We start from the raw sequence: 14,812 nt of genomic DNA on the forward strand, positions 1-14,812 counted from the left end.
AAGACCTAAGCGAACATCGTTCACATTATTGTTCGAATAAACGACGAGCGTTTGGCAGGGATGAGAAAAAATTTTTCTCATCCCTTTATGATTTAGGCAATTAAAGATTTGGTTACAATTTCATAAACATCTTCTGAAAGGTTACCTGAGGATTGGATCTTCTCAAGGGCTTTTTTCATCAATTGACCTTGTTTATTATCAAGCCGCTTCCATTGGGTAAGTGCTTCTAAAAGCCTAGCAGCAACCTGTGGATTTGCTTGATTTAATTCAATGACGCGATCGGCTAGAAAATCATAACCCTTACCCTCTGTATCGTGGAATCGCTCTGGATTGCCCATACTAAAGGTATTAATTAGAGCATAAACTTTATTGGGATTACGAATATCAAAAGCTTCGTGCTTTAAAAGTCCTTTAATATTTTCAAGCGCCGTTGGCAATTCACTCGTCGCATGCAAACTGAGCCATTTATTAACGACTAAAGGATCATGCTTAAATCGTTGATAAAAATCATTAAATAACTTTTCTCGACTTGGATGAGTGGAATGGTTTAATGCACCCAGTGCTCCCATCATATCAGTCATATTACGCGCTTGCTCATACTGCTTTTCGGCTAGGTGAACCCACTGATGATCTTGCGTACGCAAGAGGTATGCCAATGTCGTATTTTTTAACGCACGATTTGCCATACTCTCATTTGATAAACTGGCATCATCTTTCGCTGCAGCATTTTGATAAGTCTTGGCTAACGCCTCACTGATATTGACCGCAAATTGCTTAATTAAAGCACCACGAGCCGCAATCAGTGCTGCCACATCGGTTTGCGGTAACGTTTCAGCTATGTAGCCAAAGGAGGGCAGACTTAATATTTGGGCAATCACAGCAGGGTCGATATGAGTCTGCTTCAATAGATCTTGATAAGCCTCATAGAGTGCTGGAGGTACATTCAAAGGATTATGCTGAGCATAATCCTGCATTAGATTTTTAACAACCTGTGTACAAAGTCGTTGTGCACTATCCCACCGATTAAACAAATCATTATCATGTGACATTAACAACATTAATTCTGCTTGGGTATAAGCATAATGTAGTTTTACGGGTGCGGAAAAATTGCCTAAAAGAGATGGCACAGGGGGTTCTTTGATGTTATTAAAAGTATATTGTTGCTTTTCCTTAGACAACATCAAATAACTGCCTTCTTTGGTTTGCGTTACTTCATCAGAGGAGTCAAGTGGTAATGCTTCCCCTTTTTGGTTATACAATGCAATTTTAATAGGAATTAAATAAGGCTGCTTTTCCTGATTATCGGGTGTTTTGGGTAATACTTGATTAATGGTTAACGTGAATGTTTTATTTTTATCATTATATTGCCCAACAACATTCACCTCAGGTGTCCCTGCTTGGTGATACCAACGATGAAATTGTTTGAGATCATAATCATTTGCGTCACTAAATGAGGCAACAAAATCTTCAATGGTTACTGCTTGACCATCATGTCTCTCAAAGTAAAGATCCATTCCTTTTCGGAATTTATCAGAGCCGAGTATTGTATGTAACATACGAATGACTTCAGCACCTTTGTTATAAATGGTTGAGGTATAAAAATTATTAATTTCAATATATGATTCAGGTCGTACCGGATGAGCCATAGGGCCGGCATCTTCGGCAAATTGTCTGGTACGAATTATGCGTACATCATTAATACGTTTAACGGTAGGCGAACCCATGCTGGCACTGAACTGCTGTTCGCGAAATACTGTTAACCCTTCTTTTAAACTTAATTGAAACCAGTCACGACAAGTGATGCGATTTCCAGTCCAGTTATGAAAGTATTCATGTCCAATGACTGCTTCAACATTTTGAAAATCAACATCCGTTGCTGTTTTTTCATTAGCTAAAACATATTTAGAATTAAAAATATTTAATCCTTTGTTTTCCATTGCCCCCATATTAAAATCATTCGCAGCAACAATCATATAGACATCTAAATCGTATTCTCTGCCATAAGTTTGCTCATCCCACTGCATAGAGTGCTTCAAGGAGCTAATCGCATGGGCGCATTTATCTTTATTTTGCTCATCAACAAAAATTTCTAAGGCGACTTTGCGCCCTGAAGCGGTAGTGTAGCTGTCTGAAATTTTAACTAAATTTCCTGCAACTAACGCAAATAGATAGCTTGGTTTTTTGAATGGATCATGCCATTTCACCCAATGACGATTGCCATCCATATCTCCTTGCCCAACCTTGTTACCATTGGATAGCAAAACAGGATACTTTGTTTTGTCTGCCACAATGGTTGTGGTAAATGTTGACATCACATCAGGTCTATCAAGATAATATGTCATTCTTCGAAAACCTTCTGCCTCACATTGCGTGCAGAACATTTTTTCAGAACGATATAACCCGCTTAAGGTTGTATTTTTCTCGGGGTGGATTTCAGTCACAATTTCTAAAACAAATTGTAAAGGCACGTCTAAAATTTCTAATTCAGTGTCACTGACTTTATATTGAGTAGGCGTCAGTTGTTTTCCATCAAGTTGTAATGAAATGAGTTTTAAGGATTCACCTGATAAAATTAATGGTTGGGCTTTACCTTGGTTCGTATGACGACTCATCTTTAGAAGAGAGTGAACCAGGGTTTTATCTTCATCTAATTCAAACTGTAAATCTATTGACTCAATAATAAAATCAGGAGCCTTATAGTCTTTTAAATAGGTTGTATTAAGTTTTGTATCATGATGCTTCATAGGTTGCTCCTGTTAATCATATTCCTGCCTATGCAGTTTACTATGCGATTCATGCAAATCAAGAATGTGGCGTTCCATCCTATTTCTTATTAGTCAAGCCGCTTGATAAGACATCAGTTGTTGAACTAATATTGAATTAGGGGGTGGACATGGACGTATTAAGTAGCTTTAAAGAGCGTTACGACGGTCGCTATAAACAAGAAGAATATAGCCTACAAGAATACCTTGAGATCTGTAAACATGATCGCATGGCGTATGCAAATGCTGCAGAACGCTTATTAGAAGCGATTGGTGAACCCACACTCGTGGATACCAGTAAAGATCGTCGCTTGAGTCGAATTTTTTCCAATAAAGTAGTCAAGCTCTATAGCTCTTTTGAGTATTTTTATGGCATGGAAGAGCCTATTGAACAAATTGTTGCTTACTTAAAGCATGCCGCACAAGGCTTAGAAGAAAAGAAGCAAATCCTGTATTTATTAGGACCCGTTGGTGGCGGTAAATCTTCATTAGCAGAAAGATTAAAAGCCCTGATGGAAAAAGTGCCCTTTTATGCTCTAAAGGGTTCGCCTGTCCATGAATCCCCATTGGGTTTATTTGATCCAGATGAAGATGGCCCCATCTTAGAAGAAGAGTATGGGATCCCAAGACGTTATACTGAAACCATTTTATCACCTTGGGCAGTCAAACGTTTAAATGAATATAACGGTGATGTGAATCAATTTCGTGTTGTCAAAATATGGCCCTCACGCTCCAAACTGGTAGCGGTTGCCAAAACAGAGCCAGGGGATGAAAACAACCAGGATATCTCCTCATTAGTTGGTAAAGTTGATATCCGAAAATTAGAACAGTTTTCTCAAGATGATGCTGATGCCTACAGTTATTCTGGCGGTCTTTGTAAGGCACACCGTGGCTTATTAGAATTTGTAGAAATGTTTAAAGCCCCTATTAAGGTTTTACATCCTCTGTTGACTGCAACTCAAGAAGGTAACTATAACGCGACTGAAGGCTCAGCCTCTATTCCTTTTGATGGGATCATTCTTGCGCACTCCAATGAAAGCGAATGGTTAACCTTCAAAAATAACAAACACAATGAAGCATTGCTTGATCGTGTCTATATTATCAAAGTGCCTTATTGCCTCCGCGTTACTGAAGAAGTGCAGATTTACAAAAAACTATTGCAAAATAGCTCACTCAAAGAGGCACCTTGTGCACCTAATACCTTGAAAATGTTGGCGCAGTTTTTTGTCCTTTCACGGCTTAAAGAACCAGAAAACTCAAGCATTTTCTCTAAAATGCGCGTTTATGATGGCGAAAACTTAAAAGATACCGATCCTAAAGCAAAATCTTATCAAGAGTATCGAGATTATGCTGGCGTCGATGAGGGCATGACCGGTCTTTCAACCCGATTTGCTTTTAAGGTACTTTCTAAAGTATTCAATTTCGATACTACCGAAATTGCTGCAAACCCAGTTCATTTACTTTATGTTCTAGAACAAGGCATTGAAAGAGAACAGTTTTCTCCAGATATTCATGAACGATATATGTCCTATATCAAGGGCTTTCTCCAACCACGATATGTCGAGTTTATTGGTAAGGAAATTCAAACGGCTTATCTTGAATCCTATTCAGAATATGGTCAAAACATTTTCGATCGCTATGTGACTTATGCAGACTTTTGGATTCAAGACTCAGAATATCGTGATCCTGATACGGGAGAAATCCTGGATAGACGTGCACTCAATGATGAACTTGAGAAAATTGAGAAGCCTGCAGGGATTAGCAATCCTAAGGATTTCCGTAATGAAATTGTGAATTTTGTCTTAAGAGCACGGGCAAATAATCGTGGTAAAAATCCCAGCTGGACGAGCTATGAAAAATTACGGGTCGTCATTGAGAAGAAAATGTTCTCTAATACGGAAGACTTATTACCCGTTATTTCATTTAATGCAAAAGCCTCTGCGGATGAAAAGAAAAAGCACCAAGAATTTGTCGATCGCATGGTTGATAAGGGATATACCCCCAAACAAGTGCGCTTGCTCTGTGAATGGTATTTACGAGTACGTAAATCTTCATAAGGGGCTAAGATGTCGCGGTTTATCGATCGCCGGCCCAATGGGCGTCACAAAAGTGCAGTGAACCGTCAGCGCTTTATGCGCCGCTTTAAGAAGCAAATTCAAGAAGCGGTGAGAGAGGCTATTTCGGGTAGAAGTATTAAAGAAGTTGACGAATATGGCGAAAAAATCACTATTCCGGCTAAAGATATATCAGAGCCATCATTTTCATATGGTGAAGGTGGTGTACGAAATATCATTTTCCCTGGCAATAAAGAATTTGTCCCAGGAGACTTAATTAAGCGCCCTCCTCAAGGAGGACAAGGCCGTGGCGGTTCAGAAGCTAGTGATTCAAAGGAAGAAGGACAAGATGATTTTGCCTTTGAAATCTCTAAAGAAGAATTTTTAGATATTTTTTTTGAAGATTTAGCATTGCCCAATTTGATTAAAACGCAAATTGCTAAAATGCCCAATTATAAAATGATCCGTGCAGGCTATACCTCCCAAGGGATCCCAGCTAATATCAATATTGTTCGTTCATTACGTGAAGCATTAGGACGGCGTCTTGCCATTCGAGCAGCCAAGAAAACAAAAATTGTCGCTTTAGAAGAAGAACTTGCTTTATTATTAAATAGCGAACCTGATTCAAAGCATATTATAGAAATTGAAGATGAAATCAAACGTCTTAACAAAACGATTGAAACCATCCCATTTATCGATCCATTCGATTTAAAATACAATAATCGTGTGATGCGCCCAGAACCCTCAACACAAGCAGTCATGTTTTGTTTGATGGACGTTTCAGGCTCAATGGATGAAGCGAAAAAAGATGTTGCTAAACGATTTTTTATTTTATTGTATTTATTCTTATCCAGAACCTATGAAAATGTAGAAGTCGTCTTTATACGGCATCATACGAGCGCTAAAGAAGTCAATGAAGAAGAGTTTTTCTATTCTAGAGAAACCGGTGGAACCGTCGTCTCCAGTGCCTTAGAATTAATGCGTGATATTATGGTGACACGTTATCCAACCAGCGATTGGAATATCTATGCGGCTCAAGCATCCGATGGTGATAATTGGAATAATGATTCCCCTCGCTGCAAAGAGATCCTTGTCGATGACATTCTCGAATTTGTGCAATATTTTGCCTATGTTGAGATCATGCCAAGACATCACCAAAGTTTATGGGAAGCTTATTTAACGATTAAAGAAATCTACCCTCAATTTGCCATGCAACATATAGAAAGCGTTAAAGATATTTACCCAGTATTCAGGGAACTCTTTAAACGCCAGGAAGGAGTTCTTCATGGCTAAGGCAAAAAATACAATTATCTCGGATTCTTCTGAATGGACTCATGAATTATTAGGGTTGTTTGATAAAGAAATATCACGAATTGCACAAAACTTTAAACTCGATACCTATCCTAATCAGATTGAAATCATTAATTCAGAACAAATGTTAGATGCTTACTCCTCAGTCGGTATGCCATTGGGTTATAGTCATTGGTCTTTTGGTAAGCAATTTTTAAATGTCGAAAAGCATTACCGCCGAGGTTACATGGGCTTAGCCTATGAGCTAGTCATTAACTCTAATCCTTGTATTGCCTATTTAATGGAAGAAAACACCTTAGCAATGCAAGCTTTAGTTATTGCACATGCCTGCTATGGTCATAATTCATTCTTTAAAAATAATTACCTTTTTAAAACCTGGACAAGCCCAGACTCTATTATTGATTATCTGGTGTTCGCTAAAAATTACATAGCAGAATGCGAAGAGCACTATGGCATTGATGAAGTTGAAGAAATTATTGATGCCTGTCATGCATTAATGAATAATGGGGTTGATCGATACAAACGCCCCAATAAAATATCTTTGCAAGAAGAAAAAACAAGACAAGCAAATCGTGCTGAATATTTACAATCTCTCGTCAACGAACTTTGGCGCACCCTCCCTGCAAAACAAAATAGATCGGATGATATTGCCGAAAAACGTTTCCCAGAAGAGCCTCAAGAAAATATTCTGTATTTTATCGAGAAACATGCGCCACTGCTTGAACCTTGGGAAAGAGAAATTGTACGCATTGTCAGAAAAATCGCCCAATACTTTTATCCACAAAAGCAGACCAAAGTCATGAACGAAGGCTGGGCAACTTTCTGGCATTACACGATTATGAATCAATTATACACAGAAGGCTTGATTAACGATGATTTTATGATTGAGTTTTTACACAATCATACTAACGTTATTTATCAGCCATCATTCGATAGCCAATTTTATTCAGGCATCAATCCCTACACACTTGGCTTTTCGATGTTTTGCGATATCCGCCGCCTTTGTGAAAATCCAACTGATGAAGACAAAAAATGGTTCCCTGATATCGCTGGGAGCAATTGGATCGAAACCCTCGATTTTGCTATGCGCAATTTTAAAGATGAGAGTTTTATTGCTCAGTTTCTTTCACCCAAAGTCATGAGAGATTTAAAATTATTTAGCATTTTAGATGATGATGATCACCCCGATTTAGAGGTCGATCTCATTCATAATGAAGACGGCTATCATCGACTAAGGCAATCATTAAGTGAAAATTATAATTTAGGCAATTTAGAACCTGACATTCAAGTCTATAATGTCGATGTTCGTGGTGATCGCTCGCTGACTTTGCGCTATACGCAACGCAATCGTCGCCCCATTGGTCATACTAAAGATGAGGTGGTTAAACATCTTTATCGCCTTTGGAAGTTCCCTATCAGACTGGAAATGCTCAATGATGAAAACCAAATTCAAATTTTGAGCGAATGCCCGCCTAGAACCATTGCAAGTTAAATTCGCTTTAATTGAAGCACTTTTTTAGCATTAAAAGCAAAGCGTTCTTCTACTATTTTCGAACTCTGCGTGATAAATGAAGCTGCTAAATTAATTGGCAGAGTCTCGAATTTTCTGCCATCCAGTTTTGTTTTAGGATCTCTTACTAAACCATATAAATGATGCAACCCCGTAATAAAGACCCCATGTTGACATATCGCTTCGATACCTTCACTTATCACAACATTACGCTCGCTTACCGAAGCAGATAAGCAAGGATGATTATCCACCCCCGTGATGAACATGTTTTTTTTCTTTTTATTAATCATTTTTCCATATTCATCAGCAATCATTGCAGAATCATGGTTTGTCTCTACAAATAAATGTTTAATTTTAAATTTTACTGCAAACGCTAAAAATGCCTTTTCAATTTGATAGAGCCGATAATCACCATGCGATTCGCCTAATATAATCAGTAATTTTTTATTTAATTTTTTAGCCAACCCTAATTTACGTAAAATTCTAAAACGTAAAAAATGCATAATTCGTCGCAAACGGGTTTTGGTAAGACCAATTTGTTTTTTTAGAAAACGAGATAAGGGGGTATGGTGATTATCTTTTTTTGCATAGTCTATAATATTATTTTGATTGAAATCTACCGCATAAGGATCAGCACCCTTTTTTAACAAATAGGAAATCAATTTTTTATTTTTAGAAAGCACGGCATACATTAATGGCGTTACGCCATTATCATCTTGTTCATTGATACCACAACGCAGGTTTGTTTTGACTTGCTGTAACTTACCTTGCAAAGCAGCTTTATGTAATGGCGTAAAATAGGGATCAAATCGTTTAGCCCCCTGCGACAACAAAAAACGTTTTATTCTAGACGTTGCATAAAAAATGGGGGGATATCCATCACAATCGACTTGATTGATGTTCGCGCCACGCTGCAATAAGATACTCACGGACTCTAATTGCCCATACTTCGCTGCATAGTGTAAGGGCGTCATTCCATAACGATCTTGAATATTGACATGGTGAGGTTTTGCCGTTAGAAGCTTGCATAATTTATCATTTTTTCCTTCAAGGGCTGCAAAATGAATCGAGGATAAGTACCCATCTCTTGTTTGCATTATTTAACCTTCTTGCGGAAAAATAGGATTTTTACGTGATTGCTCGCTAAAACTCAAGGCGTGTAAGTAGCGCATTTATCGTAACCGTTACTCTTATAGTCACTACCGTTACTCAGAAATAACAAAGTTAAATAACTATAAATCTTGACTGGGGTAGCAGCTGCCCGTAAAATCAAAATCCCTTAACGGCAGCCAATCCCCTAATGAGGTATCATGTTAGACGAACTTAAATCTGCCCTTTCCCTTTTTGTGTTGATACCCCTTGTTGCCTTCGTCGGCATCTTTTTTACGATAAAATTTCGATTTGTGCAGTGCACACATGCACTCAAAGCCTGGAAATTCTTCCTCAAAGATAGAGATACCTCAGATAATCGTTCAAGCTCCTTTAGCGCAGTCGCTGCGGTCTTGGGGGGGAACCTCGGTACCGGGAATATTTCAGGAATAGCGGTCGCACTGACCATGGGGGGACCTGGCTCCATTTTTTGGATGTGGGTCATGGCAACGTTTGGCTCGATTCTAAAGTTCGTTGGCTGCGCCCTAGGCGTTCTTTATCGCAAGAAAAGTGATAATGGACAGTACGTTGGTGGCCCCATGTATTACCTAGCCAAAGGGCTGGGAATGAAACGTGCAGGTAAATTCTATTGTATATTAGCGATCCTTGGCGCCCTTACCGTCGGTAATATGGTGCAAATGAATTCTTTAGCACTTCCCTTTACCCAAGCTGGCATTCCTCCACTCTTAACCGGTTTTGGGGTAGCTATTTTAGTTGCAGCCGTTATTTTGGGTGGGTTTCAACGTTTTTCTACCGTCTCTTCATTGCTTGTTCCTTTTATGGCGGTTGGCTATGTTCTCGCTTGTGCATTCATTTTAGTCTTGAACTTTGACAAAATTATTCCCGCTTTTGAATTGATTATGCACGCAGCTTTCGCTCCCACGGCAGTTGCGGGCGGTATTGCAGGTTATACCGTTCTTGAAGGACTGCGCACGGGTTTTGATAGAGGCTTATTTGCAACCGATACCGGCGTGGGTATTGATGCCATTATCCATGCATCAGTGGATAACAAAGCCCCACTAACCCAAACTGCCTTAATGCAAGGATTAATCAGTACCGTTTCCCCATTAGTGGTGATGCTAGTGTGCACCTTAACCGGATTGGTCTTAATTATTACGGATTCATGGTTAGTCCATGGACTTGAAAGCACGAACCTTTGCATTGAAGCGTTCAAACGCGGTTTTTCTTTTGACTATGCTGGTCAAATTATTACCATCACCTTATTCTTTTTTGCCTTTACCACCATTTTGACTTGGTCTTATTGTGCTGATAGAGCAGTGGAATATCTGTTTTCAAGTAAAATGATTCGTCCTTTCCAATACTTGTTTGTTGCTTGTATTCCCATTGGTGCGCTAGTACATGTTAAATTTGTTTGGACTTTGGCAGACGTATTTATGAACCTGATGCTGGTATTGAATGTCATTGCTTTGATAGGGTTATATAAAGAAGTGGCATTATTATTTAATGCACCTGAAAGAAAACAAATTTTTGTAGAAAGCAACTAAGATCTTGTTTGCTGTCTCACGGTTTATCACCATGAGACAGCTTTTCCACTCACTCTGCGCTTAACAGAATCTACTCTTGGTAGCCTTTGACTGTAAGTGTTCTTTTTCCTCTTCAGCATTGAATCCTACGCTTGATTGAATCGGCATCAAGTGAGCAAAGCTATACACAATAGGTCCTTGGGGAGGAAGAGGAGCAAAGTCTGCCTCTGATTCTTCATCAACCTCTTCGTCATAAAACGGCCCAAAGTCATCCGATATCAAAGTATTCAATTTGTCTTTGAAATGCGTCACGGGTTTTCTCGGAAAAATAACTTCTTGATCCTTATTGTTATAGCAAAGGCTAGAACCATTTTGAAAAAGGGTTACTTTAAAACCACTTGGGATGATGAGTGCTTTTGAGGCTAATTGGCTTTTAAGCTCGCTAAAGAGTTCGTCTTTGGCGCTAAAAGTCACTGCTGAAAGCTGATTATATTGTTTAAAATTGGCAACAAACTGGCGACAAAACCATGCTTTTAATTTTTCTTGGCTCTCTAAAAACATTCTGTCTGCAATAAAATCGGCGGTTTCTGAGATTTGCTGTTTACTATAGCTCATGGTAACTCCTTTTATTATTATTCTTGGATACCCATCACCGCTCAATGTTGAGATAAAACTCAACTGCTAGCTGGGCGGGAATAATCATAACGATTGATGAGTACGACAGCAAGATACTAATCTGGCGTTAGTCTGGAGTCGTCAAACGGATTTTATAGCCACTATATTTGCGAATATTAATAACGCCATCTGCAAATATTAAATATTGGCCTTTAATGCCCAATAAAGTACTATTAATTTCCATTTTTTTATCAAGGGAGAGCGAGGTAACTTTGGCTGGATATTGCAACACAGGGTAGTCTAGCTGCATGATTTGCGCATCATCCATTGTTTTAATGCTATCTTGACCAAACTGCTGACGAATTTGTTCAATGTCTTTGGCAACTTTATCTAGCAAATCCTTTTTAAATTGCATTAAATCTACCGATTCATGATTTCCCATGAGCATGCGGCGCCAATTGGTTTTGTCGGGGACATGTTTAGCAATAGCAACTTCTATAAAACCAGAAATACGGCGCGTTGCTACTTCAAGTAAAGGTAAGCCTGCAACAGCACCTTGATCAATCCAACGTGTCGGTATTTGTGTTTTTCGAGTAATACCTACTTTAATACCGGAGGCATTTGCTAAATAGACATAATGTGAAGTCATACAATAGGATTGCCCCCACTGTGGCTCACGACAGGTATCCAAGTGAAAATGACAACGTTCAGGTTTGACAATACAAAGATCGCAATTCGCCAAACGTTGGGTACAAGGAAAACAGTAGCCATTTTGGTAGCTTTTTCTAATCACTGCAGTACAACCCACACAAACAATTTCGCCTGTGAAGGTGAGTTGCAACGTTTTTCCTAGGTAAGGATTTAATGGAATGAGGTTTGAAGAAAGAGGCAACTGATATGAGATAGTCGATTGCGTTGTATCTGCAACCATTTTTGAAAGTACACCATCAAATATCATCGGATTCACCCTTCTGTTTTGTCGCATTCTAATTTAGTAGGGTTTCAAATGCAAATATCCGATGATGCACCTAATGTGCAGAAGATGAGCCAGTTGTTGTTGGCAAATGGCGGGTCATTTTATATTGAGGTCTTTTATCAGCGCTAACGGGGGTGAGTGGTTCCATTTTCGTGCCCACAATACAATTGCGGCCAGTTTGTTTTGCTTCATATAAGGCACTGTCAGCAGCGCCGACTAATAATTCGCCACTAAATTCTTTAGATGGCTCAGCCGTTGCAACACCAATGCTAATGGTAATAATACCATTGGATGCTTTTTGGTTGGGGATCTGCAAAGCTTCAACACATTGACGTAATCGCTGCGCAACATGTAAAGCGCCGGAGAGTGCAGTATCTGGTAATATAATAGAAAATTCTTCTCCGCCATAACGCGCACCAAAATCCGTTGCTCGATGGAGCCCTCTTTTAAAAACTTGTGCAACTTGTTGCAAACAACAATCACCTGCTTGATGACCGTATGTATCGTTAAAAGATTTAAACTGATCAACGTCAATCATCAACAATGAAATCGCTTTTTCTTCACGTATTGCAGAACGACTTGCACGAACAAGACTTTCTTCAAAAGCACGACGATTTCCTAATCGAGTTAATGGATCTTTAAGGGATAACTCAGATAATAATTGATTTGACATCATTAATTTATCATTCACTTCACGCAGCTGATTACCAAAATCAATCAAATTTTGTCGCATATTAACTAAACGTCGCATCGCGTGAATTTTTGCTCTCAAAACTGCTTGTGAAACAGGTTTGGTTAGATAATCATCGCCCCCTGCTTCTATACCCTTGACAATGCTGGCATCATCAATATGACTGCTAACAAAAATAATGGGGGTCCATTGTGAAAAATCATTAAATGATTGGCGCATCATCCGAGTTGCTTCGTAGCCATCCATTTCAGGCATTTCAACATCAATGAGTACTAAATCGGGCTCTTGCTCTTCAAACAACGTTACGGCTTGCGTGCCATTATCAGCATAAATTGCTTTATGCCCCATCTCTGCCAGATAAGCCCCAATGATTTGACAATTAATAATAGAATCATCGCATACTAATACTTTCATTATATCACTACGTTATATTTTTACAGGCAGCACAAACACATCTACTATTGAAGAATAGCGCATATCACTAAAACATTGCTTAGTCGATTTTTTTTCTAACGTAATCTCCCGGTGCATCTTGAATTATTTTTAATTTTCCCTGCCCTGGAATGCGCTGATTCACTTTATTACCTGCATGCATCTTCAGCCATTCTCCCCAATGTAACCACCATGAACCTTCATGTGTAGTTGTGCTCTTTAACCATTCTTTGGCACAAGAAAGAGATTTTATATCAACATCTGAGCTTCTATAGCCATATTTATTTTGATTAGGCGGATTAACAACACCTGCAATATGCCCCGAGCCTCCTAGTACAAAAGTGATATTTCCACTAAAACATTTCGCCCCCATAAATGTACTTTGCCAAGGTGCAATATGATCTTGCGAAGTTGAGAAGAAATAACAGGGAATGTCGACATTATTTAAATTGAGCTTTTCATTCAAAACCGTGAGCGCATTAGGGACGCATAAACGATTTTCTAAATAAAAATTTCTCAGATAATAACTATGCATTTTTGCAGGCAGATTGCTAGGGTCTGAATTCCAAAAAAGTAAATCAAAAGCAATAGGCTTCTTGCCTTGAAGGTAATGATTAATATAATACGACCATTGTAAATCATTCACACGAAGCAAATTAAATGTGCTCATCATCGCTCTACCATCAAGATAGCCATCTAAAGCCATTTTTTGCTCAATATTTTTAATTTGGGTCTCATCGATAAAAACGCCAATATCTCCTGGTTCACTAAAATCAATGAGTGAGGTTAAAAAAGTTGCACTGGAAATCGTCGATTGGTTTTTCGCTTTAAGATAAGCACAAGCAACAGCCAGCAATGTGCCACCAATACAAAAACCTAATGCATTAATCGATTTCTCATTAGTTGCTTTAGTAATGGCATCACAAGCGGTCAGAATTCCTTCAGATAAATAATCTTCAAAGCAAACCTCTTGATAAGATTTATCTGGATTCACCCAAGAAATCATAAAAACGGTTATTCCTTGATCAACAAGCCATTTTACTAATGACTTCTTTTCGTTAAGATCTAAAATATAATATTTGTTAATCCAAGGTGGCACCATTAATAAAGGTTTTTGATACACAGTAGGTGTTGTTGGTTCATATTGAATTAATTGCATTAACCGATTCTGAAATATCACTTTTCCTTTTGTTATGGCAATATTTCTTCCAAGTTCAAATGCTTTTGTATTCGTCATTTGAATTTGCCAATGCCCAGGACTCTTTAACAAGTCTTCAAACCAATTTTGCAATCCATTGCGGATATTTTGCCCTTGTGATGTCAGGGTTTGCTTAAAGATGGTAGGGTTCGTCAATGGAAAATTGGAAGGTGCTAGCGCATCCAGATACTGCTTTGTAAAAAATGAAATTTGTTTTTTTAATTTTGAGTCTTCACTCCCATGGGTTTCAACCCACTGAAGTGCTTGCTTAACCCAGAGCAAATAGGCTTGATGATAAAAGTAAAATAAGGGATGCTCTTGCCAATCTGCATCCGTAAAACGTTTATCTTCAACCGAAGACTCCGCTACCGATAAACCGCTTATTTTTTGCTGAAACGCATTTAATAACATCACCCATTCTTGGTAAGCGTCTTCTGGTAATGACTGCATCGCTTGCGGTTTTTCTGCTAACTCAATGAACCATTTTTGATAAAGCTTTTGAGTATTAAACCACTCTGAGCATAATAACTGTGGATTTGTGCATGTTTTCTGGTAGTCTTGAAAGAACTTAAATGTGCGCTCATCAAACAATTTGGGATACATGGTTTTCTCGGAAAGTCATTGCGTACT

10 protein-coding genes are annotated in these 14,812 nt (G+C 38.6%); 4 read left to right on the plus strand and 6 right to left on the minus strand.

What is annotated here, in order from left to right; translation table 11 throughout:
- Positions 1 to 92: 92 nt before the first annotated feature.
- The gene (gene pepN / locus HT99x_RS10485) at positions 93 to 2,744 is read right to left on the minus strand and encodes an aminopeptidase N (RefSeq protein ID WP_075064963.1); all 2,652 of its coding nucleotides are present in this window, start codon (positions 2,742 to 2,744) and stop codon (positions 93 to 95) included.
- A gap of 149 nt (positions 2,745 to 2,893) precedes the next feature.
- Between pepN and HT99x_RS10490 the strand changes: the two genes are divergently transcribed.
- The 3 genes from HT99x_RS10490 to HT99x_RS10500 are packed head-to-tail and all read left to right on the plus strand — an operon-like array spanning position 2,894 to position 7,619.
- Positions 2,894 to 4,819 carry a PrkA family serine protein kinase gene (locus tag HT99x_RS10490; RefSeq protein ID WP_075064962.1) on the plus strand — a complete coding sequence of 642 codons (1,926 nt, stop codon included), beginning with the start codon at positions 2,894 to 2,896 and terminating at the stop codon, positions 4,817 to 4,819.
- A 9-nt stretch (positions 4,820 to 4,828) separates the two neighbouring features.
- A complete protein-coding gene (locus tag HT99x_RS10495; protein WP_075064961.1) occupies positions 4,829 to 6,109 on the plus strand; it encodes a DUF444 family protein in 1,281 nt (426 codons plus the stop codon).
- Positions 6,102 to 7,619 (plus strand): SpoVR family protein, encoded by a 1,518-nt coding sequence (locus HT99x_RS10500; RefSeq protein WP_075064960.1) that lies wholly within the window; start codon positions 6,102 to 6,104, stop codon positions 7,617 to 7,619. Before HT99x_RS10495 ends, HT99x_RS10500 begins: the two co-directional genes overlap by 8 nt.
- On the opposite strand, the gene HT99x_RS10505 is transcribed toward HT99x_RS10500, so the two are convergent.
- Positions 7,616 to 8,734, minus strand: coding sequence for an ankyrin repeat domain-containing protein (locus HT99x_RS10505; RefSeq protein WP_075064959.1), 1,119 nt, complete (start codon positions 8,732 to 8,734; stop codon positions 7,616 to 7,618). The genes HT99x_RS10500 and HT99x_RS10505 overlap by 4 nt on opposite strands.
- A gap of 213 nt (positions 8,735 to 8,947) precedes the next feature.
- On the opposite strand from HT99x_RS10505, the gene HT99x_RS10510 reads away from it, so the two are divergent.
- Complete coding sequence (locus HT99x_RS10510) at positions 8,948 to 10,291, plus strand: amino acid carrier protein (protein ID WP_075064958.1); 1,344 nt, start codon at positions 8,948 to 8,950, stop codon at positions 10,289 to 10,291.
- A 60-nt stretch (positions 10,292 to 10,351) separates the two neighbouring features.
- Here the strand turns inward: HT99x_RS10510 and HT99x_RS10515 are convergent, their stop codons facing one another.
- The 4 genes from HT99x_RS10515 to HT99x_RS10530 form a co-directional block, all read right to left on the minus strand.
- Positions 10,352 to 10,885, minus strand: coding sequence for a hypothetical protein (locus HT99x_RS10515; protein ID WP_075064957.1), 534 nt, complete (start codon positions 10,883 to 10,885; stop codon positions 10,352 to 10,354).
- A gap of 127 nt (positions 10,886 to 11,012) precedes the next feature.
- Positions 11,013 to 11,843, minus strand: a complete 831-nt coding sequence (locus HT99x_RS10520) for a DUF2797 domain-containing protein (protein ID WP_075064956.1) — start codon at positions 11,841 to 11,843, stop codon at positions 11,013 to 11,015.
- A gap of 70 nt (positions 11,844 to 11,913) precedes the next feature.
- On the minus strand, positions 11,914 to 12,966 hold the full coding sequence (locus HT99x_RS10525; protein WP_075064955.1) for a diguanylate cyclase: 1,053 nt from the start codon (positions 12,964 to 12,966) through the stop codon (positions 11,914 to 11,916).
- A gap of 79 nt (positions 12,967 to 13,045) precedes the next feature.
- Entirely contained in the window at positions 13,046 to 14,785 is a 1,740-nt protein-coding gene (locus HT99x_RS10530) for a class I poly(R)-hydroxyalkanoic acid synthase (RefSeq protein ID WP_075064954.1), read from the minus strand.
- Positions 14,786 to 14,812: the final 27 nt, after the last annotated feature.

Source organism: Candidatus Berkiella aquae, from assembly GCF_001431295.2.
GTDB lineage: Bacteria > Pseudomonadota > Gammaproteobacteria > Berkiellales > Berkiellaceae > Berkiella > Berkiella aquae.

Coding starts and splice junctions, on each gene's coding strand:
- pepN (WP_075064963.1), bottom strand. CDS start 2,744: ATGAAGCATCATGATACAAAACTTAATACAACCTATTTAAAAGACTAT.
- HT99x_RS10490 (WP_075064962.1), top strand. CDS start 2,894: ATGGACGTATTAAGTAGCTTTAAAGAGCGTTACGACGGTCGCTATAAA.
- HT99x_RS10495 (WP_075064961.1), top strand. CDS start 4,829: ATGTCGCGGTTTATCGATCGCCGGCCCAATGGGCGTCACAAAAGTGCA.
- HT99x_RS10500 (WP_075064960.1), top strand. CDS start 6,102: ATGGCTAAGGCAAAAAATACAATTATCTCGGATTCTTCTGAATGGACT.
- HT99x_RS10505 (WP_075064959.1), bottom strand. CDS start 8,734: ATGCAAACAAGAGATGGGTACTTATCCTCGATTCATTTTGCAGCCCTT.
- HT99x_RS10510 (WP_075064958.1), top strand. CDS start 8,948: ATGTTAGACGAACTTAAATCTGCCCTTTCCCTTTTTGTGTTGATACCC.
- HT99x_RS10515 (WP_075064957.1), bottom strand. CDS start 10,885: ATGAGCTATAGTAAACAGCAAATCTCAGAAACCGCCGATTTTATTGCA.
- HT99x_RS10520 (WP_075064956.1), bottom strand. CDS start 11,843: ATGATATTTGATGGTGTACTTTCAAAAATGGTTGCAGATACAACGCAA.
- HT99x_RS10525 (WP_075064955.1), bottom strand. CDS start 12,966: ATGAAAGTATTAGTATGCGATGATTCTATTATTAATTGTCAAATCATT.
- HT99x_RS10530 (WP_075064954.1), bottom strand. CDS start 14,785: ATGTATCCCAAATTGTTTGATGAGCGCACATTTAAGTTCTTTCAAGAC.